23 protein-coding genes and 1 pseudogene are annotated in these 24,977 nt (G+C 49.8%); 6 read left to right on the plus strand and 18 right to left on the minus strand.

Annotation, left to right across the window (positions count from 1 at the left end):
* Both Q0991_RS12410 and Q0991_RS12415 read left to right on the plus strand, forming a co-directional pair.
* Window positions 1-331, plus strand: a pseudogene (locus tag Q0991_RS12410) (hypothetical protein); the annotation flags it as partial.
* A gap of 35 nt (window positions 332-366) precedes the next feature.
* A complete protein-coding gene (locus Q0991_RS12415) occupies window positions 367-504 on the plus strand; it encodes a hypothetical protein (RefSeq protein WP_299488976.1) in 138 nt (45 codons plus the stop codon).
* 74 nt (window positions 505-578) lie between these two features.
* On the opposite strand, the gene Q0991_RS12420 is transcribed toward Q0991_RS12415, so the two are convergent.
* The 5 genes from Q0991_RS12420 to Q0991_RS12440 all read right to left on the minus strand — a co-directional run bounded on the left by Q0991_RS12420 (window position 579) and on the right by Q0991_RS12440 (window position 5,795).
* A complete protein-coding gene (locus Q0991_RS12420) occupies window positions 579-902 on the minus strand; it encodes a transcriptional regulator (protein WP_299488977.1) in 324 nt (107 codons plus the stop codon).
* 5 nt (window positions 903-907) lie between these two features.
* Window positions 908-1,261: a type II toxin-antitoxin system RelE/ParE family toxin gene (locus tag Q0991_RS12425; RefSeq protein ID WP_299488978.1), complete on the minus strand. Its 354-nt coding sequence runs from the start codon at window positions 1,259-1,261 to the stop codon at window positions 908-910.
* A gap of 87 nt (window positions 1,262-1,348) precedes the next feature.
* Window positions 1,349-2,803 carry a DASH family cryptochrome gene (locus Q0991_RS12430; RefSeq protein WP_299488981.1) on the minus strand — a complete coding sequence of 485 codons (1,455 nt, stop codon included), beginning with the start codon at window positions 2,801-2,803 and terminating at the stop codon, window positions 1,349-1,351.
* A 2-nt stretch (window positions 2,804-2,805) separates the two neighbouring features.
* Window positions 2,806-4,503, minus strand: coding sequence for a TolC family protein (locus Q0991_RS12435; RefSeq protein ID WP_299488983.1), 1,698 nt, complete (start codon window positions 4,501-4,503; stop codon window positions 2,806-2,808).
* 140 nt (window positions 4,504-4,643) lie between these two features.
* Window positions 4,644-5,795: a tocopherol cyclase family protein gene (locus Q0991_RS12440; protein ID WP_299488986.1), complete on the minus strand. Its 1,152-nt coding sequence runs from the start codon at window positions 5,793-5,795 to the stop codon at window positions 4,644-4,646.
* A 287-nt stretch (window positions 5,796-6,082) separates the two neighbouring features.
* Between Q0991_RS12440 and Q0991_RS12445 the strand changes: the two genes are divergently transcribed.
* A complete protein-coding gene (locus tag Q0991_RS12445) occupies window positions 6,083-6,208 on the plus strand; it encodes a hypothetical protein (RefSeq protein ID WP_299488988.1) in 126 nt (41 codons plus the stop codon).
* 296 nt (window positions 6,209-6,504) lie between these two features.
* Here the strand turns inward: Q0991_RS12445 and Q0991_RS12450 are convergent, their stop codons facing one another.
* The 7 genes from Q0991_RS12450 to Q0991_RS12480 form a co-directional block, all read right to left on the minus strand.
* On the minus strand, window positions 6,505-7,812 hold the full coding sequence (locus tag Q0991_RS12450; protein WP_299488990.1) for a DUF3747 domain-containing protein: 1,308 nt from the start codon (window positions 7,810-7,812) through the stop codon (window positions 6,505-6,507).
* Window positions 7,813-7,966: 154 nt separating this feature from the next.
* Entirely contained in the window at window positions 7,967-8,677 is a 711-nt protein-coding gene (locus tag Q0991_RS12455; protein WP_299488992.1) for a TIGR04283 family arsenosugar biosynthesis glycosyltransferase, read from the minus strand.
* Window positions 8,667-9,326: a TIGR04282 family arsenosugar biosynthesis glycosyltransferase gene (locus tag Q0991_RS12460; RefSeq protein WP_299488994.1), complete on the minus strand. Its 660-nt coding sequence runs from the start codon at window positions 9,324-9,326 to the stop codon at window positions 8,667-8,669. The genes Q0991_RS12455 and Q0991_RS12460 overlap by 11 nt, the downstream gene beginning before the upstream one ends.
* Window positions 9,327-9,410: 84 nt before the next feature.
* A complete protein-coding gene (locus tag Q0991_RS12465; protein WP_299488996.1) occupies window positions 9,411-9,878 on the minus strand; it encodes a hypothetical protein in 468 nt (155 codons plus the stop codon).
* A 259-nt stretch (window positions 9,879-10,137) separates the two neighbouring features.
* Window positions 10,138-11,964 carry an ATP-dependent zinc metalloprotease FtsH3 gene (gene ftsH3 / locus Q0991_RS12470; RefSeq protein ID WP_299488998.1) on the minus strand — a complete coding sequence of 609 codons (1,827 nt, stop codon included), beginning with the start codon at window positions 11,962-11,964 and terminating at the stop codon, window positions 10,138-10,140.
* 81 nt (window positions 11,965-12,045) lie between these two features.
* Window positions 12,046-13,284, minus strand: a complete 1,239-nt coding sequence (locus Q0991_RS12475) for a bifunctional oligoribonuclease/PAP phosphatase NrnA (protein ID WP_299489001.1) — start codon at window positions 13,282-13,284, stop codon at window positions 12,046-12,048.
* Between the two features lie 286 nt (window positions 13,285-13,570).
* Window positions 13,571-14,068, minus strand: a complete 498-nt coding sequence (locus tag Q0991_RS12480; RefSeq protein WP_299489003.1) for an HNH endonuclease — start codon at window positions 14,066-14,068, stop codon at window positions 13,571-13,573.
* A gap of 59 nt (window positions 14,069-14,127) precedes the next feature.
* On the opposite strand from Q0991_RS12480, the gene Q0991_RS12485 reads away from it, so the two are divergent.
* Window positions 14,128-14,406 (plus strand): hypothetical protein, encoded by a 279-nt coding sequence (locus Q0991_RS12485; RefSeq protein ID WP_299489005.1) that lies wholly within the window; start codon window positions 14,128-14,130, stop codon window positions 14,404-14,406.
* Window positions 14,407-14,543: 137 nt separating this feature from the next.
* Window positions 14,544-16,448: a molecular chaperone DnaK gene (gene dnaK / locus Q0991_RS12490; RefSeq protein ID WP_299489007.1), complete on the plus strand. Its 1,905-nt coding sequence runs from the start codon at window positions 14,544-14,546 to the stop codon at window positions 16,446-16,448.
* Between the two features lie 265 nt (window positions 16,449-16,713).
* Here dnaK and Q0991_RS12495 read toward each other — a convergent pair whose 3' ends face one another.
* From Q0991_RS12495 to Q0991_RS12520, 6 genes are all read right to left on the minus strand, one after another.
* Entirely contained in the window at window positions 16,714-17,805 is a 1,092-nt protein-coding gene (locus Q0991_RS12495) for an LOG family protein (RefSeq protein WP_299489010.1), read from the minus strand.
* A 188-nt stretch (window positions 17,806-17,993) separates the two neighbouring features.
* Window positions 17,994-18,317 carry a thioredoxin gene (gene trxA / locus Q0991_RS12500; protein WP_299489011.1) on the minus strand — a complete coding sequence of 108 codons (324 nt, stop codon included), beginning with the start codon at window positions 18,315-18,317 and terminating at the stop codon, window positions 17,994-17,996.
* A 279-nt stretch (window positions 18,318-18,596) separates the two neighbouring features.
* Window positions 18,597-19,760 carry a GuaB3 family IMP dehydrogenase-related protein gene (locus Q0991_RS12505; protein WP_299489012.1) on the minus strand — a complete coding sequence of 388 codons (1,164 nt, stop codon included), beginning with the start codon at window positions 19,758-19,760 and terminating at the stop codon, window positions 18,597-18,599.
* Window positions 19,761-19,931: 171 nt separating this feature from the next.
* Complete coding sequence (locus Q0991_RS12510) at window positions 19,932-20,921, minus strand: hypothetical protein (protein ID WP_299489013.1); 990 nt, start codon at window positions 20,919-20,921, stop codon at window positions 19,932-19,934.
* 162 nt (window positions 20,922-21,083) lie between these two features.
* Window positions 21,084-22,721: an acetolactate synthase large subunit gene (locus Q0991_RS12515; protein ID WP_299489014.1), complete on the minus strand. Its 1,638-nt coding sequence runs from the start codon at window positions 22,719-22,721 to the stop codon at window positions 21,084-21,086.
* A gap of 10 nt (window positions 22,722-22,731) precedes the next feature.
* Window positions 22,732-24,105 (minus strand): NAD-dependent succinate-semialdehyde dehydrogenase, encoded by a 1,374-nt coding sequence (locus Q0991_RS12520; protein ID WP_299489015.1) that lies wholly within the window; start codon window positions 24,103-24,105, stop codon window positions 22,732-22,734.
* Between the two features lie 302 nt (window positions 24,106-24,407).
* On the opposite strand from Q0991_RS12520, the gene Q0991_RS12525 reads away from it, so the two are divergent.
* Entirely contained in the window at window positions 24,408-24,899 is a 492-nt protein-coding gene (locus tag Q0991_RS12525; RefSeq protein ID WP_299489016.1) for a YajQ family cyclic di-GMP-binding protein, read from the plus strand.
* Window positions 24,900-24,977 lie beyond the last annotated feature (78 nt).

Below are 24,977 nucleotides of genomic sequence, written 5' to 3' on the forward strand. Positions count from 1 at the left end.
AATTGCTTACGCAAAACAGGTCATCAGTTCGAAAATTTTTGGGATGCGGTGGATCATGCCTTCAGAAAAGTGTCCTAACCCAATCTTTGATTGCTATACAAGTAACTCTATTCAAGCATCAGATGATCAAACACTGCTGATTCGGGCTCATCTTCATCTTGAAGACAAAGATAAAAGTGGCTATGAGGCCAGACAGGCTTGGAAAGGAACGATCAAAGATGGCTTTAAAATGATTCGCCTACCTGAAAACTTTGCCACCGATCTTGCCAAAGTAGACCCACAACCCAAACCTTGCCAAGATAAATCAAAAGACTCCTTATCATTAACCTAAGATTGCCCATCATCGGTTAAAAGAGGTGATAGACAATGACTCATGAGGAACTAAAGGCCAAAGCCTTACAAAATCCAACAGTGGCTGAAGAATACGAAAAACTAGAGGAAGAGTTTAGTCTTTGGAAGCTAATGCTCGCTGAACCCAATTATAAATCTGCTCATTCACCTTAGCCGATTGCCACAAATCCACCATCGGCTCTGGATAGTCCTTCCCAATCGCCAACCCAAACATCTCCTTTAATAGTTCAAGAACAAGGTACTGCATGAACTTGAATATCTACATTTAATGTCTTCCGAAGAACCGTGAATATTGCATTTAAGCTATCCATCGTTGGATTCCCCTTTGCAGAGAGCATCCGATGAAGACTCTTGCTGGGCTTATTAGCTTCAATGGCAAGTTGTTCAAAACCCACCGTTGCATTAACCAAATCTCTGAGTATCAATCGAGCCGTTTCTGGCTCACCATTGAGCAGCAAGTATGCAGCCTCATCCAATAAAGCAGTCGCAAACTCAGGCTCCGATTGTACTCGGGCATGAATCGTTTCTTTAAAGTCTCTTGTAAGTGCCATGATGATTACTTCTTCTTTCGCTTTTTCTGAGGATCCACACTCATCGCCTTCTTTCGATATTTGTATTCCTTAGACAGCTCCTTAGCTTGGAGGATATCTGACTGCTGATTCTTCTTCGTGCCACCACCCAATAGAATAATGAGATCCTTCCCGTCTTGAATCAGGTAAATTCGGTATCCAAGTCCCCAGTTGATTCTGTACTCACCAATCCCATCGAACCACTTCACATTTGAGGTGTTGCCTAATTCCAGGCGAGAAATAGCAACCGTGACCTTTGCTGCTGCTTGAACATCCAAACGGTTGAACCATTTCTGATAGGGACTGGAGCCATCCTCTTTGATGTACTCTTGCAGTTTCATAGCGAGTTAATAGTAACACAAAAGTTACTATTAACTCCACTTCCATATAGTCATTCAGATTTGATCATGGCAGCCCAAAGAGGCGTTCTACCGATTCACCACTCGGTTATAAATCTGCTCATTCACCTTAGCTGACTGCCACAAATCCACCATCGGTTCTGGATAATCCTTGCCAATCGTCAACCCAAACATCTCCTGCTCCAACGCCGTTAACTGCCAAGGCGTCTGCACCTGTCCCCCCGGCACAGCCGTCAACTCCGGTAACCAATGCCGCACATAATCCCCTTGCGAGTCATAATCCTTCGCCTGCTTAACAATATTGAAAAACCGAAATCCCCGAGCATCATTCCCCACCCCCGCCGCATAATTCCAGTTGCCCCAATTACTGCAGACATCATAATCAATCAGGCAAGATTCAAACCATTCCGCCCCCATCTGCCAATTCAGTCCCAAATTCTTCGTCAAAAAACTAGCCACATTCTGCCGCCCCCGATTCGACATAAACCCCGTCGCTGCCAACTCCCGCATATTGGCATCAATCAGCGGAAACCCCGTTTGGCCACTTTGCCATTTCTCAAAGGTTTCACGGTTGTCCAGCCAGGGCAGCACCAACCCCTGCAACCCCGACAGACGAAACACTCGCTTGCCATGCTTGGCACAAATAAACCGGAAATAATCCCGCCAGATCAGCTCAAAAATCAGCCAGTATGTAGAATTATTTTTAATCCGCTCCTGCTCATAGGCTTTCACCTGCTGGTGGATATAGCGCGGCGATACACAGCCCAAGGCTAACCACGGCGAAAACTTGGAGGAATCATTGGGCTGCAGCATCCCATTGCGAGTTTCCTTATACTGCTTGAGGCAATCCTGCGCCCAGATATAGTCCTGCAATCGTGCCAGCGCCGCCGTTTCTCCCCCGGCAAATTGAATCATTGCCCTGGGATCGGGCTCAGGAGCCGATAATCCCCAGTCTTCCAGTTGGGGCAGCTCACCCAGGTCAATATCTGGTAAGGCCGATAAGGTCTGGGGGGTGGGAAAAGGAGCTTTGGGCTTCGCCGATTTCTCCACCCGCTTACGAAACTGCGTAAACACCTCCGGTAGCTCTCGAATCGGAAAGGGAAGCTGTTCTGGGTGAAAGAGGGTACTGCTCCAAAATCGCAGGCACTCAATATCTAGATCGGCTAGCGCAGTGCGCAGACGAGTCTCGACTTCAATCTCCTCTGCAGTGACTTCCCGGTTGAAATACACCGCATCGACAGTCATTGCTTGGGCCAACTCCGGCAAAACCGTCTCAGGATAACCCTGGCGCAGGATTAGATCGCTCTGCTTAGCCCGTAGAGATTGGCGCAAATCTGCCACACTCTCCAACAAAAACTGGGCACGGAAAGATCCCGTTTTGGGAAAGCCAAAGGACGTTTGGCCGAACTGACGTGGATCAAAGCAGTAGCAGGGAATGATATCTGCGTTGGAGCGTACCGCCTGATGCAGCGGGGCATGGTCATGGAGCCGCAAGTCATTGCGGAACCAAATTAAGACACGCACCCTTATCCTCCTGGAGGCGTTACACCGCTTACGGGCTGAGCATAGCTAGTGGCCCGCTGGAGGGCCACTAGCGCTCGGTTATAGTCCAAAATAGCAGCCACTAAATTGCCTTTGGCTTGGGTTAACGAGGCTTCCGCACTGGTCACATCCAGTTGAGTGCCAATCCCCGCACTCGATCGCAACCGAGCTAAGGCCAAACTTTCTTCGGCAAGCTGAACACTGCTTTGGGCGGTATTGATATTGCGCAAATTAGAGGAGAGACTGGCATAGGCTTGTTCGACCTCAAACCGCAGATCATTTTTGGTGTCGGCAAATTGGGTTTCTGCGATCGCAATATTCTCTTCCTGTTGCGCCGCCCTAGATTTTGCCGCTTTGCCGTCAAAGAAATTGATCGAGACCTGCAAGCCCAGGGCATAGCCAAAATTCCCCGAGACATCGTCATCCAGTTCATCTGCCACATCAAAGTTAGCAAACGCCTGTAACTGGGGTTTATTGGCGGCTAGGGCAACGCGGCGCTGTTGCTCAGCCACACGACGTTGATTGAGGAGCTGTGCCAGTTCCACCCGATTTTGCAGCGCCAAGACAATACTTTCTTCTAAAGTCAATAGCCAACCCCCTGCAATGGTGACCTGATCAGCCGCCATCAGATTCACGGTTTCCTTCACATTCAGTCGCTGGGCCAGTTGTCGTTGGGCAATTTTCTGTAAATTCTGGGCCTGGGTGGCATTTTGCACCGTATCCGCCAGCTGAACCTCCGCCTGCAGCACATCGAACCGAGTCCCTACGCCTGCTTGCTCCCGGGCTCGAGTCACCTCTAGGCTCGCCTCTGCATTCCGCACCGCATCATTAGCCACTGAAATCAGGGCTGACGTTTGCTGGAGATTGTAGTAGTCATTGGCCACATCTAAGCGCAACTGCTCTAATTGCCGCTTAAGCTCGAGTTCGGAAATTTTGACCTGGGCCTTGGCTGACTCAATTTGACCTGACCGAAACCCTGAGGTGTAGATGTTATAGACAGCCGACACGGTGCCTTGCAACAGATTAGAAATTCCGCCCGTATTCCCTTGACCGATGGGGGCTGCTGCAATGGGCCGCAAAGGCGTCACATTAGTAATGGCAAAGGGCGTCGCACTGGTATTCGCCCGCAACTGAAGCTGCTGAATTTGCTGAGTAAAAATTTGCTGCTGAATCTGATTTTGATCTTGCTGCAGCCGTAACTGGAGTTGCTGAATATCGATACCCAACTCTTGCTGAGACAGAAACTGCTGGGTTTGCAAGCTTTGCAGGGTCCGCTGTTGAGCTTGGAGTTGGGCTGCCGTATCGACCTGAATCGGTGTTTGGTTCAGCACAAAATTCGCAGAATCGGTCCGAGTCAGGGCCGATTGCACACTAACAGTGGGCCAATTGGCGGCTCGCGCCTGTTGCAGAAATGCCTGGTTTTGCTGGAGCTGTAACTCGGCCAGTTGGAGATTCAGATTATTCCGCAACGCCAGCTCATAGGCCTGTTGGAGCGTAACGGGCTGATCGAGGTCAATTGCTACGTCTGGCCCTTGAGTTGGAATCTTTAACAACGAGGAGTCCCGATTCAGTTGTGAGTCCGGGACAGCAGCTTCCAAAGACTGCCCTAGGGACGGCTGTACCCCAATACCCATCAGGGCTATCCCCAAACCAGTCGCGATCAGATATGGTCGAACCACCATCATGATTAGATCCATCAACTCTTTGTTGATCCATTATTGAGGATCGGTCTAATTCTGCCCTAAACCCATCAGGATGGCAAATTTCAGTGTAGACCCTTGCCCCAGGGGATCACTCAGTCGGCATTATGACCCATTGATCACTAAGCGGGAGCCAGTCCCCAAGGCGAAAACTCTAAATCTTGTGCAGGAGACGTGTGAGAGACCCAAGCCGTTTGCCAAGGTCCTCCCCCCACTTCTAAACCACAGAGATGACTATGGGCTTTAAGAATCACTGTCGCCCCCTGCTGATGATAGCGCTTTAAGGTCAGGGTGACACGGCCATGCATGGTGTCCTTACATACAAAAATTAGGCCGTTTTGCGTGGGAGCGCGCAGGGGCGTGCCCGTGCGATCGCAACTCGCCCACACCTCTACCGCATATTTGGCGTTATGGGCAGTCATCGTCCATTCTCCCCAAGGCGTGACAGACCAAGAGATTTCTGAATTCCAGGGGGCAAACTCATAAAACTGACCTTGATGGTGAAGGCCAATCAATCCTACAGATTCCATCCACCACAGCATGCCTCGCTGTCCCGCCGCCGCTGTCAATGCTAAATCCGGCTCATTCGTAAAGCAATTGCAATTGATCCAAAACCATTTTTGGGGAAAGGACCCTCCCCAATTCTTTTCAGCATAGGCAGGTGCTTTCTCAAACACATAGCGCTGTTCTCGCCAGTCGATCCAGCCCGTCGCTAAGCCATGGGCCATCATCACCTGCCAACCCGGCTCAAAAATGGGTAAAAACGACAGTAGTCCACCGGTTGAACGAGGGGGGCGGCCTCTCTCTCCCCAGGCATACACGGGTTGAATTTTATAGCGCCAATGGGTTTCTTGCCCCGTGCCCGGATCACGAAGATGCCCTTGATGCCAAGTATTCGTGCCTTGATACCCTTGGGTCACGTGCTGATCAAACGCAGTCGGCGCTAAAAACTGTGGCCGACGGTTGGGGATAGCAGCCCCCCAATGACCCAGCCCAAGGGGACCCATACCTCCAGGGGCTCCCCAAGACCAAAATTGACTGACATCCGCAAAGGTACGACAGAAATAACTATCTTCCGGGCCTAAAATCTGGGCTGCTCCGCCACTGTAAGGCTGTCCACCGATCGGATCTTCGATGGAGTACATAAAGGCGAAGGTCTGATCGAGTTCTGGTAAGGTAACGCGATAGTACCAGCCTTCAAAAAATCGCTGCTGACTGCCGTCCCAGTGATAGCCGCTGTGGGGAGTAATGAGGGTTATTGGCAGCGTATCCATAAACCATTCGAGTGAAAACCCATACGGTCGGACCTGATTGGATGGTTAACAGTCTTCTACCATCATAGAATTTGTCACGACAGAAAACTACAGCATCCTGGTGAAAAGAAAAGTTTGCCCCAGGAGGGCTCACGAAGAGCCAGGGAGCAGTACCCCTGAGGCAAACGCTATCCTAACAAGCTCACCGATCCATCCACCTGAGTGGATTTACGGAAACTATTTTTCTCTGAAAACCTTTATAAGTCAGGATATCCACCCTTCTATGCCCCTTGATTAGGTTGGGCAGAATGAGCAATCCCCAAGATCTTGATAAACGCTTTCCGTTTTGGCCAATGGCTCAGCCTCCACGCAAAGTGCTGGCGAAAGCTAAGCCATTCTACCTCTCCCAAGTCACTAGCGGCGATAGCCTTTAAGGTGGGGTGCACGAAAAAAAGCGTGCGATGCTGATCTCTAAAACCCCACAGACTTGATCAGATAGGCATTGTATTGATCGTATAAGTGTCAGATGGCCCTCACCCCCAGCCCCTCTCCCAACCTTGGGCGAGGGGAGCAAGACCCTTATATACTCTGCCTTTCCCCCCCTCTCCCAGTATTGGGAGAGGGGGCTGGGGGGTGAGGGCTAGCACACGTTAAGGGATAAACTGATGGTCCTAAAAGTACTGATGAAGTAGCAGTTTCAAACCCGAGCGCGCCTTTTATCGTGCACCCTTTAAGGTGTGGGGACAGTTGTATCCGGCGTCGGCACTGCAGGTGCCGGTACCGATGGCTTAGACACGTCTGGTGCCGGGGCAGAGGGAGTGGGGACGGTGGGGGCGGTATTCGTCGGTGTTGTTGGCGCAGCCGTCGGAGCGGCAGAGGCATCCGCCTTCACACAATTTAGCGTCCGCAAGGTGGCAGCAGCGGCATAGTTACGTTGAGCCGACTGATTGGGGGTAAAGGCGAACCCCTTTTCATTCAGGGGCGAGGCCACACCACAATAGCTAGACATTTCGGTAATTACCGGAGCTGCCCAGTGGCCGCTGGTATCGGTGAAATTGGTGGGCGGTTGCTTTGCTGCAAGCTGAGTATCCAGTCCCCCGAGCGACTTGGCATAAATGGCAGCCTTCTTAAGAACCGCCATCATTTCCGCTCGGGTAACTTTACGGGTTGGTTGAAACGTCCCATCTGGATAACCTTTGACAATATCGTTCTGCTGGGCAAAGGCAATCTTGGCGGCACTCCAGCGACTCGCTGCCACATCTGGATAGGGATTGCCGCTGGTCTGACTGGGTACGGTGAAATTGACCCCAGGAATATTCTTCAGGGATTCCAGAATCATGGAGACCAGTTGTTCACGCGTGAGCGATTCGAGAGGCCGGAAGGTATTGTCTTCAAATCCAGCAATAAATTTAAGAGCAACGGCCTGACTGATATCTTTCAGATAGATGTCGTTCTCCACATCTGGGAATGGCACTGCACTAATCCCTTTGGACAGATAGACATGGCCTAACGTTTTCTTTTTAAAGCTTCGTTTCGTCAATCGCCAGTCGGGATCGAGGCTAATTTTGGCAAATCCAGTCGTCTTACCATTGGTTCGGCCTAATTCAATCTCCTGATCACCCCCGGCTTTGGAATCAGGAATGCCCATCAGGACCATATCGGTATCCGTTTTCCGAATTTGGACCAGATAACGGCCGCCCAAATCCTCACCATCCACGCGAATCGAGTAACCATTTTGATCCACACTGCGGCCACACAAACCGGTGAAATCAAAGTTCAGTAACAGCGGATCAACGATAACGGGATTGCTGCCACTTTCACTCCAGCATTGTTTTTCAGAAGAAATTTGTTCCAGAATCAGGAGTTGATGAATATTGCCACTGCCGATAGGGGCAGCGACCAATACAAACTTGGACTGATCGAGTTCTTTTTCGCTAAAAGTAGCGGCTTGGGCCTCCAGAACAGTAGTTCCCACTGCCAACGTGGCAGAGGCCGCAACAGCAAGTAATCGAACAATGGGGCGTAAAGATAATTTCATCGGTTTGGCTCTACAACGTGATAGTGAATTATGTTGAGCGACAAGAGTCAGCCCTTGTGACGACCCGCATCATCTGGCTGGTTCCAGGGCGTCATTTTAAGTCGAGAGTGTATCACGCCAAACCGTTTATTTTCTTTATTCTCCCAAAATATAACTAATTTTTAAGCCCTGATTTTGGTAATGACGGGGGGCGGTACCAGTGCCACAGACGATGAGGACTGACGCCAAAAGTGTAGAGCCCCAATAGCAACCAGTTGCGCAGGGTACAGCGGAGAACGCCTTCTTGTTCCCAACGTCGGGGCGAGACCAATACGAGATCGCGCATAATCCGAATCGGAATCCGCTGCCGTTTGAGCTGCTGCATCAGGGCCACATCTTCCATGATCGGAATATTGGGGAAACCGCCAACTTGGTGAAACGTGGTGCGATCAACAAAAATGGCCTGGTCCCCATAGGGAATCCGCGTGAGCCGCGATCGCCAAGAGGCTACTCGGCTAATCCACTGCAAGCTCGCTTTAGGGCTATCAATCCCTAGGTCAAAGGCCCCGGCAGCGGTTTGCCCCATAGTTATGTGGATTTGAGCGAGGGCAGTCTGCGGCAGCTTCGTATCGGCATGTAAAAACAATAGCGTCGGGGCTTGGGCCAGGTGAGCCCCCGCATTCATCTGCGATCCGCGACCAGCGGGAGCGGTGATCCCTTGGATATGGGAGGGAAGATAGTGGAGCGTTGAGCCCTCTGGATCACCATCTACCACAATCACTTCGTAAGTGACATCCCCTGCGATCGCCCTCAGATGTTCAATCAGAGGCAGAACATTTGCCCCTTCATACAATACGGGAATAACAATGGAAAGGTCAGGTTGCATCGTGGCCCAGGAGGTCAAGATGTTGCTGAAGAAACGCCCTACTTTCGGTTTTAGCTTTAGTTTGGGACAGTCTGTGGTGGAAGTGACGTAAATCTTCTAGGGTATCGACATCATACCAAGTGGGCAGTTGATACACGGGGCAGGATCTCAGACGGTTGATCGTCTGCTCAAAAACCGTCGAGGTGCTCCAAGGCATCTCTAAAAAGACCGCAGGTGTATAGTTCTCAGGGGTAAACCCCAAGGTATAGTATCCGCCATCATCGCTCGGACCAATCACAATTTGCTGCTGCCTCAGGGCCTCAAGGCCAATCTGCAAATAGGACAGGGGCAAATCAGGACTGTCACTACCCGTAATTAAGGCACCGTCATATCCTCGCTCGAAACAGGTGGTAAAGGCATGAGCCATCCGTTCGCCCAAATCTTCACCGTGCTGAGGACAATAGATATATTGGGGGCCTAACCAATCTTGTACATCAGATTGGGCGTCAGCAGGGGCATAGAAAATAAGCTGGTCAATACCTAATTGTTGAGTGGTGAGGAGTAAATCTCTGGCAAAGCATCGATAGAGCGCGGCTGCTTTTTCAAACCCAATACACCGCCCTAAACGCGATTTAACCTTACCAGGAACAGGATTTTTAACAAATAACAATAGGCAGCACGATGCATCGGGGGAGGACCTATCCAGGTGGGTCATAAAGACTGTAAAGAACCCAATATATTTATCATATCGGTTCTAAGCGGCTTTAAGCTTGGCGGATAAGGTTGGATGAGGACGTCGATAACCAAGGGCGTAGCACAGACGACGCTCTAAGGTGCGATGGGTACAGCGCACCACTCGATTCTGATCTGCCTTGGCAAAAAACCAATCACAACGCCACAAATGACGTTGACAGGTTAAGACCCACTGTTGGCCTTCAAACTCAAAATGGGCCATAAAGCGAGACTGGTCCCTAGCCTGCTCACTCAATTGAATATTTAGCCCCAAGCTTTTTTGCAGTTTGGGACTTAACGCCCGATCCAGTTCTTGTTGGAAGGCGGCTCGCAAATACACTAACCGCCGCCGATATCGAATGGCCATGCGCAGCTTGCGTTGCTGATATCGCCGACGTTGATTGAAATAGGCTTGATCCACTTGGGTTGAGACCAAGGTTTTGGGGGGAAGGGGAGAGGTAAGGCCAATGGACATTGCTGGAGTCTTCATAGGGGGATTAAAATAGTACAAATGTACTTTATCTGTATTTGTGGGTCTTGTCAATCTTTAGTCACGCTCCAGTTAACTTCGGCAATTTTTTGGTGACTATACCATATCTAGTTTAAAAATATCGCTTGAACGCTACATATAGCGTCTGAGGGCTGACATCAAAAAAGAGGCTCTGATGTCAGAGCCTCTTGGAGTTGTGAAGGGTGAATGCAGGGTGTCTACACAACAGAAGATGATCTTCTGCTGATGTTGGGCTGCACTATGCGATCGCAGCCATTTTCACGTCATTTGTATTCAGAATTTCCTGGAGTTCGTCAGCATCGACGGTTTCTTTCTCAACGAGCCGCTGGGCGATTTCATCGAGAACTGCGCGGTTAGATATCAACACATCCTTTGCTCGGCGATAAGCTTGATCCACCAAGTTTCGAACCTCATCATCAATGGTGGAGGCGGTCTCTTCTGAGAAGTCTCGCTCACTCATGATATCGCGTCCTAGGAAAGGATTCCCTTGCTGACGGCCCAGGGCAACTGGACCTAAGCGATCGCTCATACCATATCGCGTAATCATGTCTCGTGCAGTACGGGCAACCACTTGTAAATCGCTGGAAGCACCGACCGTAACTTCCTCTTCCCCATAGATGATTTCTTCCGCAATCCGACCGCCAAGGGCAACAGCCATTTCGTTTTGCATACGGCTACGGCTTTTGAGCATTTGATCTTCACTGGGGGTAAACCAAGTCAGCCCTTCAGCCCGACCCCGAGGAATAATACTGATTTTCTGCACCGGATCATAATCCGGCATCAGAGCCCCGACCAGGGCATGACCCGCTTCGTGATAAGCCACAAGGCGCTTGCGGCGCTCACTCATGATTCGATCTTTCTTCTCAGGGCCCGCAAGGACGCGGTCGATGGCATCGTTGATTTCGTCCATCGAAATCTCTGTGAGATTTCGGCGTGCAGCCAGAATCGCAGCTTCATTGAGAAGGTTGGATAAATCAGCACCGGTAAACCCAGGGGTTCGACGAGCCATCTTCTCTAAATCAACATCTTTAGAGAGGGTTTTACCCCGGGCATGGACATTGAGGATTTCTCGACGTCCTTTATAGTCTGGACGATCCACTACCACTTGGCGGTCAAAACGACCGGGACGCATCAATGCCGCATCAAGCACATCAGGACGGTTGGTAGCTGCAATGATAATGATGCCCGTGTTACCTTCAAAACCGTCCATTTCCGTGAGGAGTTGGTTTAGGGTTTGCTCTCGCTCATCATTACCGCCCCCTAATCCAGCACCCCGCTGACGACCGACGGCATCGATTTCATCAATAAAAACAATACAGGGGGCATTGGTTTTGGCTTGCTCAAACAAGTCTCTGACCCGAGAAGCTCCCACCCCGACAAACATTTCCACAAACTCAGAACCAGAGATAGAGAAAAAGGGCACGCCTGCTTCCCCAGCTACTGCCTTCGCTAGGAGTGTTTTTCCGGTTCCAGGGGGACCCACGAGCAGTACGCCCTTCGGAATCTTGGCACCCACGGCGGTAAAGCGGTCGGCATTCTTTAGGAAGTCAACCACTTCCGTCAGTTCTAATTTGGCCTGCTCAATACCCGCCACATCATTAAAGGTGACCTGAGTTTGGGGCTCCATCTGTACTCGGGCCTTAGACTTACCAAAGTTCATGGCCTGATTGCCAGGGCCAGATTGAGCCCGACGGAACAAGAAGAAGAGCCCCACCAATAGGAGTACGGGAACTAAGAATGTGCTTAAAGCTTTAAACCAAACCCCTTCTTCGGTTTGGGGAAGGACATCAATCACAATATCCTTTTTCGTCAAAATATCGATCAAGTCTGGATCGGGTGGCAGATTAACAATCACTGTTTTCTCACCAGCTTTCACTTCTGCAACCGTTCGATCGGCACTGATCCGAATTTTTTCGACGCTATTGTTTTCTACTTCGTCAATCAGTCTGCTATAACGCCAGGTCGGGTTATCGGCAGGCTGACGCTCTAGCAAAGCTGTCCCTAATGCAAAGACAACAATGGCTAACAGCGCATACAATCCTGCATTTCTCCACCGCTTATTCACGGACTCTAATCCTCCAGGTTCAAAATGGGGCGATGCGATCGCTACATTAACTAATGTTAACCCATTCTTTCAGAGGTGGGGCTAGCTGCTGGCAATTACGCTGTTCTCTGGGTTAACCAGTCTTAGAAGCTTCTGTTTAATTTGGGTATCGTAGACACTCCATTTCAGCTTGGCATAGTCTGAATTCTCATTCAGACCAGATAAAAATCCCATGGGAATCTCAAACCCTCCTGCCAGGGAGCGTCCCCCGCCGAAAAAGCGACCTTGGGTGTCCTGGCCAAACGCTTCTTTGATAAATTCATCTGGATCGAGGGTCAGTTTGGTGGTGCGGAGCGACCCCACGACCAACTCCAGATCTTCATCTTCATCGTGAACAATCCCATAGACGACAGCTGTATGGACGTTATCTTCTGTCACCAGAAAATCTGCAGCTTGCGGAATAGCATCGCGGTTATCGTAGCGCAGGAAACCGACCCCAGCGATCGTGACGTTATTGTGAATGCTGCGATTTTTGAGCGCACTCTCAATCACATCCATAACCTGCTTGGACCGAGAGGACTGCAACACGGTATTCAGTAGTTGACTGTCGTAGAAGCGGCTGAGATAAGCAGCCGCTAGAAAATCTTCTTCTTGAGCTTGCTTGAGGAAATTCGTGTCCGAGCGTAGCCCATGCATCAGTGCCGTGGCGCAATGCACATGCTCAGTGACGTTCCCATCAAACTCCAATAATCCCGACCGGAGGTACTGCGTCAGGATAGTGGCAGTGGCCCGGGTATTGGGGCGCACATCCATAAATTCAGCGTCTACCCCTTCTTGCAAACTGTGATGATCGATCACAACAGTAATGGGGATATCCGCCGCCTGCAACAGGGGCAACAACTGGCTGGTCGTCCCTTGATTATCAATCAAGACACAGCCTTGGTAGGCTGATAAATTCTTTTCTTTCGTTTTCGGCGATTGACACGCCCATCGTTGCACGGGCAGATTGGTCAACTTGACGAGGGCAATATTTTCTTGGTGGCTGAGGGTGCCTGCGTACAGAATCTCACATTGGATATCAAACTGCTCAGCAATCAGTTTATAGGCCCAAGCAGACGACAGGGCATCAGGATCAGGAAAGTCTTGCAGAATCACCAGTTGGGAATCGCCACGATGGCTTTCCAACACTTCAGCAAAGGCGTCAGCACGCTGCTCCTGAGCCCGCCCATTCAAGCTGGTTAGAGGACTGGATGGACGAGAACCGAGCTTCTCAGACGCATTGAGATGGGTTGAACGAAGGTCTGATTTGGGGTCAACTGACTTCAAAGAAGTTGAAACCATAGGAATAACCAAATTTTAGGTAGGAGTAATAATTCAGATGAAACATAGACGCGGACCAGATTGCTTGCTCGTAGCAGAGCCGATTCTGAAGGGTATCATGAATCGCAATCGTTGGGATCGGTACTGAACTCAGCCTCAAGAGCTCGCAAGGTTAGCTCTGAACATTGGAGACACTCTAAAGTGATTTGATTTTAGTTGAAAAAGCATCACCCTACTGTGAGGATACCCCCAAAGCAAAGGGGAAGAATCCTCTCCATCCCATAAACGTGGATGGCTCGGCAAAGTGTCACATGCCAATGACATACTTGCGCCATTCTTGGTGAACCCCACTGCGCAGATGCTTGGTGACCTCGAAATAGAGGCTGCTGTAAGGGCGACGAGGCGTTTGATTCAAAACCATCCGGGCCTCTTTGGGCGTCCGATTCCCCTTTTTGACATTGCAGCGAACACAAGCGGTCACCATATTTTCCCAAGTATCTCCTCCACCTCGCGATCGCGGCATTACATGATCCAGGGTGAGATCGTCACCCGTATAGCCGCAGTATTGGCAGGTATGACTATCACGATGGAGAAGGTTGCGACGGGTCAGGGGGATTTCTTTGTAGGGGACACGCACGTATTGACGGAGTCTGATCACGGTCGGCAAGGGAAAGTCCCGATACACAAACTTGCCATTGTGTTCTACTTGCTCTGCTTTGTCTTTTAGGACTAAAACAACCGCTCGACGCCAACTCGTGATATTTAGCGGTTCATAGGAGGCATTCAGAACGAGAACTTTGCCCATGAATCCTTGTCCGAGGAGATCTGATACAGATAGTAGCATATGGACCATTACAACCGTTTATGAGCAATGATTCGCCGGATCGGTGGACGGCGGTAAATACACCTGCAGAGTTACGGTTGTCCCAACGACAGTCTCGGGAAAGGGTATCTATAGTAAATATTGTGTTCACTCAGCAATGCAGGGTTGAACGGTGGATCTCCGGCGGGTCACTTTTGTCCATGCGGTTCGATTCAGACAACCAGACGGATGCTGTTCTCAAACCGCACCCGGAGTCCAAACCGTCAACATTGTGTTCGGTAAATACGCCTTCAAGTTCTGGCTGGGACAACCAAGTATAAAGGTAAGAAAATCAGCCTAAGACGCCTGTGCGCTAGTACAAATACACTAGCACTAAAGTCAGAAGGCGTGCCTGGACATGGGTCATAGACCTAAATTTGCTTAACAGACGATTTTTAGAAGGAGCCTGAAGAAACCTATGGCAAAAGTTGTTGGAATAGACTTAGGAACCACGAACTCTTGCGTTGCCGTGATGGAAGGGGGCAAGCCAACCGTCATTGCCAATGCAGAGGGATTCCGAACAACCCCCTCGGTGGTTGCTTTTGCGAAAAATGGTGATCGCCTGGTCGGTCAAATCGCAAAGCGCCAGTCCGTGATGAATCCCGAAAATACCTTTTATTCTGTCAAGCGTTTTATTGGTCGCCGTCAAGATGAAGTCACCCATGAAACCACCGAAGTCTCTTACAAAGTTCTGAATGAAGGTGGCAGCATTAAGCTAGACTGTCCTGCTGCAGGGAAAAAGTTTGCCCCTGAGGAAATTTCGGCCCAGGTTCTCCGTAAATTAGTGGATGACGCCAGCAAATATTTGGGTGAAAAAGTCACTCAAGCGGTGATTACCGTTCCAGCTTATTTCAACGACTCCCAGCGGCAAGCCACCAAGGACGCAGGCAAAATTGCTGGAGTTGAGGTGCTGCGAATTATTAATGAGCCAACCGCTGCTTCCCTTGCCTATGGATTAGACAAAAAAAGCAACGAAACGATTTTGGTTTTTGACTTAGGGGGGGGAACCTTTGACGTTTCCGTGCTGGAAGTCGGTGACGGTGTGTTTGAAGTGCTTTCTACCTCTGGAGACACGCACTTAGGTGGTGATGATTTTGACAAGAAAATTGTCGATTACTTGGCCGAAGAATTCCAAAAAACCGAAGGCATTGATCTGCGCAAAGACAAACAGGCACTGCAACGCTTAACAGAAGCTGCTGAGAAGGCCAAGATTGAGCTATCCAACGTCACTCAAGCAGACGTTAACCTCCCTTTTATTACGGCAACTCAAGATGGTCCTAAGCATTTAGACACCACTTTGACCCGTGCCAAATTCGAAGAGCTCTGTTCTGATTTAATCGATCGCTGTCGAATTCCCGTAGAAAATGCGGTCCGCGACGCCAAAATCGACAAAAGCGCCCTTGATGAGGTGGTGATGGTGGGGGGGTCTACCCGAATTCCAGCCATCCTAGACGGTGTGCAGAAGGTGTTAGGGAAAGAGCCAAACCAATCCGTGAACCCTGATGAAGTGGTGGCGGTTGGTGCTGCTATCCAAGCGGGTGTGTTAGCCGGTGAAGTCAAAGATATTCTGCTGCTGGATGTCACCCCCCTATCCTTGGGTGTCGAAACCCTGGGTGGCGTGATGACTAAGCTGATTCCCAGAAACACTACGATTCCCACTAAGAAGTCGGAAGTTTTCTCTACGGCTGTTGATGGCCAAACCAATGTGGAGATTCACGTTCTCCAGGGTGAGCGGGAAATGTCTACGGACAATAAGAGTCTGGGAACATTCCGTCTAGATGGGATTCCTCCCGCACCGCGGGGGGTGCCTCAAATTGAAGTCACCTTCGATATTGACGCTAACGGTATTCTCAATGTCACAGCTAAGGAAAAAGGCACAGGCAAAGAGCAGTCCATTAGCATTACGGGGGCTTCCACCCTGTCTGATGCCGAAGTCGACAAGATGGTTCAGGATGCAGAACAGAATGCATCGGTAGACAAGGAACGTCGCGAGAAGATCGAGACGAAGAACCAGGCCGATACCTTGGTGTATCAATCTGAGAAGCAGCTCTCTGAGTTGGGCGATAAGGTCTCTAGCACCGATAAAGAGAAAGCTGAAGGTCTGATTAAGGATCTCAAAGAGGCCATTGCCAGTGAGAACCATGAGCAGATGAAGTCTCTTACCACTGAGTTACAGCAAGCTCTGTATAGCATCAGTACTCAGCTTTACCAACAAGGTGAGGCAGCCGCAGCCGGGGCTCCAGAAGGCGCGGAAGCAGAGTCCGGTGACTCTGCGAGTGGCGACGACGATGTCATTGATGCTGATTTTACTGAAACAAACTAAGACCTGCCATTCATCTGCTTTAGCCAGCCCGTTATCCAGCAGATGATAGGTTGATTGCGATGGGTTCAGTTACTCCTTCTAAACTCTGCCTTGAATTCACAAGGCAGAGTTTTTTTACGGTCAACAGAAGCACTAATTGATGGAGCGGGCGCAGCCATCTTGAACACATCCAAGCTTTAACTTTATTCCCTATAATTCCCGATATCCATAGGCACAATCCCACTGGGGTCGTCCACCCATACCGGCGCTAGTCAGGCATCTCAGGTTATTTCCGTTCTGGATGATAGCGACTGAGCTGAGAATCCCCCATCCGATTAATCGCAGTAATCATTTGATTTAATCTCCCGTGATCTCGCTGATTAAAATGGAACACCAACCGAGGCAAATGTTCCGTTTCATCTTGAACCTGCTGGGGTTGAGGTTCTTGGTGATCCAGCTCTTCAGGTAGCGCATTGCTTTTACGAATCAAATCGTGGGTGAGAATATCTGCGAACGATTGGTTCAGCCACTCTACTTCGACATCAGTCAGTTCTTGGTTAAGGCGCATGACCAGCTGGTCTCCAACGTAGCGGCTGGAATGATACACCTGGTAGAACTCTAAAATGGCCGCACAGGCAGTTTCTAAATTGTCTGTAATGGTGTAGAGCTGATGGTCCTCGGCACTAATCAGCCCTCCTGCGATCAGATGTTCGTGAATATAGGTATCCCAATCTTGCCAGTAGCTTGTTCCTGGCGGATCAATTAACACAACGGGGACGGGGGGTGACTTACCCGTCTGACTGAGGGTCAGACACTCAAAGGCTTCATCTTGGGTACCAAACCCACCGGGGAATAATGCGATCGCATCTGTTTCCCGCAAAAAAAACAATTTACGGGTAAAAAAGTACTTAAAATCGATCAGCTTCTCATCACCCGCAATATAGGGATTAGAGCTTTGCTCAAAGGGAAGCTGAATATTTAAACCAAACGACTGTTCTGCACCCGCGCCTTTGTTGCCTGCTTCCATGATGCCGCCTCCCGCCCCCGTCATCACCATAAAGCCTTTTTGCGTCACGCACCGGGCAAAATCAACGGCCATCTGATAAGCCGGACTCTCAGGCGGCAACCGGGATGACCCAAAAATAGAAATCTTGCGCACATGCCGATAGCGATGAAAAACCTGAAAGCCCTCCTCCAAGTCTTGCAACGCCGCAGATAAAATTTTCCAATCCAGTCGATCCAAATCTTCTTCGGCCATATTGAGCAAAGTCTCGATGGCTTGCCGAATTAAAGGGCCATGGGTAAGCTTAGGCAAGACCTCTACAAAATGCTGAAGGCGGCTGTTTAAATCCCCCAAGGGACCAAAAGGCTGAGTCATAGGGCAACCAATCAAATGGGTGGAACCAGGCAAGTTGGCAGCTCAACCATAGCAATTCTCCAACAAAAAAGCAGTCCCAGTGCTTCTGCTGGCGACTACTTCAATGGAATCAATTCTAGCCAAGACAAAACCGGCGAATTCTGCAACCGACGAATGCTACTCCGAACAATTTTAGAGCAATCAACACTCTAGAGATATTTGTCCAAGGTACTTGCTAAGGTTGTTTTGGGAACAGCACCTACCACCATATCCACCCGTTGTCCTCCCTTAAAGACCATCAAAGTCGGGATGCTGCGAATTCCATACTGGCTGGCAACATTGGGGTTCTCATCCGTATTGATCTTGACGACCTTAACTTGCCCTTTATACTGTTCAGAGATTTCATCCACCACCGGCGCAACCATTCGGCAAGGTCCACACCAAGGAGCCCAAAAATCAACTAAGACAGGGACATCACTTTCAATGACCTCTTCTTTGAAGGTAGCGTCTGTGACTTGGGCAGGTGATGACATGCTTAGAAACCTTTATCTACTGTAGCTTATCTAAGATTTGTACCATAGCAGGTTTAACGCCACATAGACATAAACAGAAAATTAACAATCAAAACAATTGCCGCCAACGCCTTTTAAAATGAGGAAGCCGCCCGAACATTTGTCCAGGCGGAGTGTGGTGTGAGGAGTGAACGGAAACATGCGTCTCCGCTATTCCCATTCTAGGCAACACATTCCCGTTTGCCATATCTTTTTCGGCAAAAAATGGCGGGTATTCATGTTAAGTTTGGCGAATTTTTGTTATTTGCCCATCCCTAGTTTTTGGGCCGCCTGATAAACCTTCCCTTCGGTTAGCAACGAGGGAGCAATGACAACCTCGACTTGCTGCATTTGCTTAATATCCTTAGCACCCAAGGTCCCCATACTAGTCTGTAAGGCACCTAGGAAATTGTGAGTCCCATCGTCGAGTTGAGCCGGACCACGCAGAATTTGTTCTAAGGTGCCTGTGGTGCCCACTCGGATTCGCGTTCCCCTCGGCAAGACGGGGCTCGGTGTTGCCATTCCCCAGTGAAATCCTCTGCCGGGGGCTTCGACCGCCCGCGCAAAAGGTGATCCCATCATGACGGCATCCGCTCCACAGGCGATACACTTGCAAACATCCCCCCCTGTGATTAATCCCCCGTCAGCAATAATGGGGATGTACTGATGAGTCTGACGGAAATAGTCATCCCGGGCAGCAGCACAATCTGCAATTGCAGTGGCCTGGGGCACCCCCACCCCCAATACCCCTCGGGTAGTACAGGCCGCTCCTGGACCAATCCCCACGAGGACTGCTGCGGCCCCTGCCTGCATTAAGCTTTGGGTCACATCATAGGTCACACAATTCCCCATCACGACAGGAATCGGCAACGCTTGGCAAAATTTAGCCAGATCAAGCGGGCTGACACTTTCGGGCGATACATGATCGGTCGAAACGACCGTTGCCTGAATAAAGAATAAATCTGCCCCTGCATCAACCACGGCTTGTCCAAACTGGCTGGCCCCAACCGGTGTTGCGCTCACCGCCGCAATTCCCCCTTGGGACTTAATCTGAGTAATGCGTTCACGAATCAGTTCAGGTTTGATCGGCTCGGCGTAAAGCTCTTGCATTAAAGGCACAAAGCCATTCACATCAACTTCAGCAATTTTATCCAGAATCGGCTCTGGATCAGCATATCGGGTTTGAATACCTTCCAGATTCAGGACACCGATTGCCCCCAACTCAGATAGGCGAACCGCCATCTTGACGTCCACCACCCCATCCATCGCACTTGCCAGAATAGGAATTTCCCGTTGGAGACCACCGATCTGCCACTGGGTCTCCGCTAGCTGCGGATCAAGGGTACGCTGTCCGGGTGAAAGGGCAATTTCGTCAATTCCATATGCTCTCCGCGCCGTTTTACCACGGCCAATTTGAATATCCACACCAGTAACCCTTCCAGAACGATTTAGCTAGACTAACAAAGCCAAATTGCCCTGTCAAAGTCTCCCCCAGACCTGGATATTCCTCCCAATCAGGTCAGTCCCTCTACCCTGATCGCTGCTTTGGGTGAATCCGGGAGACCGATTGCACCACGGCACTCATGATTTTTTGGATCAGGATTCTGGGGAGGAGCGCCGCTTAATAATTGGCTTGCCAGCGGAACGAGCCTTAGACGTCGGTTGATGAGGGCGCGGCGAGTTAAACTTTCTGGGTTTATGCGACTCTTTTTTGGACTTGCGCTTAGGCGGGACAAGGGCCACTTTTTGCCCGTTGACAATCGCTAATTCGCCCCCTTGTCGCTGCACATGCAAATCCCAAAAATAGCCCAAGGTTTTATCCTTTAGATTGCCCACGAGTTTGAGCTTAAAAGCTTTGGGTCGATCCGAACTTTTGCGAGGCGACTGTTGGATTTTGACCAATAAATAATTTTTCTCAGTCGATTGAAAAACAATCTCTCCCCGAATGGAAAAATAACCATCTTGCAGGGGAGCAGCCAGCTGACTGGGTTTCTCAGGGGGGGCTTCTTCCTCTGCCACAGCGGCCATAGGACCAAATCCTTCCGCAGACCAAACCCCTACAATCTGCATATGAAGGGTTTCTTCTTTCTCTCGGGTGCGGGGATAAACGACCCACAGATACGTTTGCTCTAAATCCAGGTATTTTTTCACCAAACTCATCACCTGCCCCAACAGAACGGCATCCAAATGAGTTTGGTCTTCTGTAACCAGTTCGCCACGGTTTAATTGTTCTTCTGAAGGCTGGTACTTACCCTTCACCAACCCGATCGCCCGATATTGCATCGGCTCACTCGGCGGTGGAATAGGTTGCTGGCCCAGGGACTCAGACATATCAATTGCTGCTGGAGAAGCGGCAGCAGGCTCTGGTGTGCTCACTGAAGGGACGGAGGGAGCTGAGGGGGGAGACGCCTTAGGCACAGGGCGGCGAGGCGGGCCTTTTAATTGCATGTTGTCCACGTGAGTCTCTTGAGTCTTCTCTTGGAGAGTATCGGACTGAGAATCTGACCCCACCTGTGGGTTCAAATCAACAGATTTTTTCTGTTTTTGATGCGTTGATTTAGATGACTGTTCGCTAGAGGAACTCATAGACTTGGGAAAGATAATCGAGCAACAGGGGAGTGAAACCTGATTGTATTTTTTTTACCATCCTAACCGGGCAATCGATCAAATCCTAATCTCTGATGAATTAAAAATGATCGTTTCCCACACAATTCAGGCAAATGGTTTGCCACTCTAGATCAAAAAAGTTTAATTCACGCAAGCAATCTCTCCTGATTTTTGGCTAAACATTAAATTTTCTTTGTAATCAATGGGACAATCTACAATTGTGGGCACCTCTTGCCCTAGCGCAGTCTCAAGACAAGGAATAAAATCTGCACTGGATTCAACTCGATATCCCTTCAGTCCCATACTTTCGGCCAGGCGTACAAAATCAGGATTGCCAAACTTAATAAACGCGGCTTCTCCGTAATATTGTTGCTGCTTCCATTCAATCAATCCATACCCACCATCATTGAAGATGATCGTGGTGAAGGCAACGCCCAGACGCAAAGCCGTCTCCAGTTCTTGCATATTGATCATAAAACCCCCATCACCAGTTACCGCCACGACATGGCGATCGGGATAGACCAACTTTGCGGCTAGGGCGCCGGGGATGGCAATCCCCATGGCAGCGAACCCATTAGAAATCAGGCAGGTATTTGGGCGATCGCAATGGTAATGCCGGGCCATCCACATTTTGTGAGCCCCCACATCAGAAATCACAATATCCTCAGAAGCCAGCACCTCTCTGAGGTCATAAATCAGCTTTTGCGGACGCATGGGAAAATGCTCATCCTTGGCATACTCCTCATAATCGGCGCGAATTTGGGGTCGTAACTCGACGCCGTAAGGATCGGGCTTACCCTGGCGATCCGCCCGCCGCAGAATTTCGATTAAAGAATCAGAGATATCGCCGACAACTTCCGTTTTGGGGATATAGCTACTGTCAATCTCTGCAGGCTCTGCCCCCACATGCACAATGGGTATGGTGCCGTCGGGGTTCCACTTTTTCGGGGAAAATTCGATAAGGTCATACCCCACGGCAATTACCAGATCCGTGCGATCAAAGCCACAGCTAATATAGTCCCGCTGCTGTAATCCAACCGTCCAGAGGGCTAGAGGATGAGTATAGCGAATCACCCCTTTGCCCATAAAAGTATTCGCCACGGGAATATTTAGTTCGGTTGCGAATTGCGTGAGGGCCTGGCTAGCATTGGCTCGAATCGCTCCATTACCCACCAGAATTAGGGGATTATTAGCTTGTGAGATAATTTCTGCCGCCTGCTCTAGGTTGTGAGGGGAGGCAAAGCTGCGCTTCATGCTATCTTGCTGCAGCGGCATCCCTTCAGCGGGCATGGCCGCGATATTTTCTGGCAAGTCAATATGAACGGCTCCGGGCTTTTCGGCTTGAGCCCGCTTAAACGCGCGTCGCACAATTTCTGGGGTATTGCTAGGGCGAACAATTTGGGAATTCCACTTGGTGACCGGGTTAAACATGGCCACTAAATCCAAATATTGATGGGATTCGATATGCATTCGATCCGTGCCGACCTGCCCGGTAATCGCTACTAAGGGCGCGCCATCCAGGTTCGCATCAGCAACCCCCGTCATCAGGTTTGTTGCACCTGGTCCCAGGGTAGACAGGCAAACCCCTGCCCGTCCGGTTAATCGACCATAGACATCTGCCATAAAAGCCGCCCCCTGCTCATGGCGGGTGGTGATGAATTGGATGGAGGAGGTGCGCAAGGCCTCTAGGACTTGGAGATTTTCTTCGCCGGGTAACCCAAAGATGTACTCAACCCCCTCATTTTCTAGGCATTTGACCAACAATTCTGCTGTATTCATTAAAAATGGCTCACTTCACCCATACGGTCTTGATGTTTACGAATTCATGAATGCCTTGGAGGCCTAGCTCGCGGCCATAGCCAGATCGTTTGATACCGCCAAAGGGGAGGCGGGGATCGGACTTAACCATGCCGTTAATAAAGACCGCACCGGCCTCCAAATGCTTGATCAGGTGTTCTTGTTCTTGGGGGTCTGAGGTCCAGGCACTGGCTCCTAAGCCAAATGGACTATCATTGGCCAAACTAATGGCAGCTTCCATATCTGCTACCTGAAAGAATAGAGCAACCGGGCCAAAACATTCCTGTGAGTACACAGGGTTGTCTTTAGAAATGTCTGACAGAATCGTTGGTTGATAAAAATTACCGGGTAGATCCGGCCAACGTTGACCGCCAGTCAGCACTTGAGCACCCTGGGCAACAGCAGCTTGGACTTGATGTTCGAGATCTTCAAGAATGGTGGTGGTGGCTAACGGGCCAATGTCCGTTTGAGTATCCATGGGATCGCCTAGGGTCAACGCCTGGAAAGCTGCAATCAATTTTTCCAGAAACTGATCTGCGATCGCATCCACCACAATAAATCGCTTCGCCGCAATACAGGACTGGCCCGTATTCAGCATCCGCGCTTTCACCGCCATGGTGACAGATGCCTCTAAGTCGGCACTTTCTAAGACAATAAACGGATCGCTCCCCCCTAATTCCAGAACAGTCTTCTTGATCTGGCTGCCTGCGATCGCCGCTAAACTGGCTCCTGCGGGTTCACTCCCGGTTAGGGTTGCGGCTTTAACTCGATCATCTCTAACAACCCCTTCTACCTGCGGCGCAGAGATTAATAGCGTTTGGAATACATGCTCAGGAAATCCTGCTGCCCATAAAATTTTTTCAATCGCCAACGCACATTGCGGGACATTTGAAGCATGTTTCAGCACCCCCACATTCCCAGCCATTAGTGCAGGTGCCGCAAATCGAAAGACCTGCCAGAAGGGAAAATTCCATGGCATAACCGCCAAAATAATCCCTAGCGGTTGGTAACAAACCCAAGACTGGTGCGCATCCGTTTCGATGGTCTGGCTAGCCAGAAACAAGGGGGCCTGCTCAGCATAGTATCGACAGACCCAAGCACATTTTTTGACTTCGCCTAAGGCTTCTTGGATCGGCTTGCCCATTTCTAACGTCATTAGGGCCGCATACTGCTGGCTTTGTTCAGGGTCTGACAAGAGTTCGGCGGCCTGCAGCAGCCACTGGCTTCGATCTGCAAAACTTGTCCGCCGATAGGACTGAAAAGCAGATTCAGCCTGGGCAAGTTTCAACTGGATGGCTTCATTGGAAAGGGCTGGAAAGGATTGAATCGTTTCTAAGGTTGTCGGATTAACTGTTGCGATGCCCATACTCCAACCCCTGAATTCAGTTCCAAACCACTCATTACTGGCCCTATAGTGACAATCATCGCAAAAAAAATTGACTTGTGGATGGCATCAACGAAAGTTGACAGATTTAGAGTAGACTTGCCGCTTTTGGTAAAATCTTCTGCAAGGTCGGATACATTTGGCTATAAATTGACTAGAAACGACTCCGGTTTAACCCTGAATTCATCCATTATTCAGGTGGGCAGCGAAATACGCAGTCGCCAAACTTCAAGACAGACTTTCAATACAGATTACGTAAGACTTGCAAAATTGTTGAGATAATTATGGCTTCAACTTGTTCTTTTGATATTGTTAGCGATTTTGAATGGCAGGAATTGGTCAATGCCATTGATCAAGCCAATCGCGAAATTAAGGCTCGCTACGATCTCAAAGATACGAAAACGGAAATCAAGCTGGAGCCCACTGAAATCACAATCAGCACCGATAGCGAATTTACCCTAGACGCCGTCCATAATGTTCTGCAAACGAAGGCCGTCAAACGCAAGCTCTCCCTGAAAATTTTTGACTATGGAACCATTGAATCGGCCAGCGGCAACCGTGTCCGGCAAGCCATCAAACTGCAAAAAGGCATTGATGCCGACTTAGCGAAAAAAATTTCGAAGCAGATTCGCACGGACTATAAAAAGGTTCAAGCCAGCATTCAAGGGGATGTCGTTCGAGTCTCCTCCAAATCGAAGGATGACTTACAGCAAGTCATGCAGGATCTGAAGCAAGAAGATTGGCCTGTTGCCCTGCAGTTTACAAATTACCGCTAATCTTAAGAGTGGGCGATTCTACTTTTTTCTTGACCCGATTATGGAGGTATTATGCTGCGCCGGACTTCAGTCGCAACC

The organism is Acaryochloris sp. IP29b_bin.137, from assembly GCF_028285745.1.
Taxonomy (GTDB): domain Bacteria; phylum Cyanobacteriota; class Cyanobacteriia; order Thermosynechococcales; family Thermosynechococcaceae; genus Acaryochloris.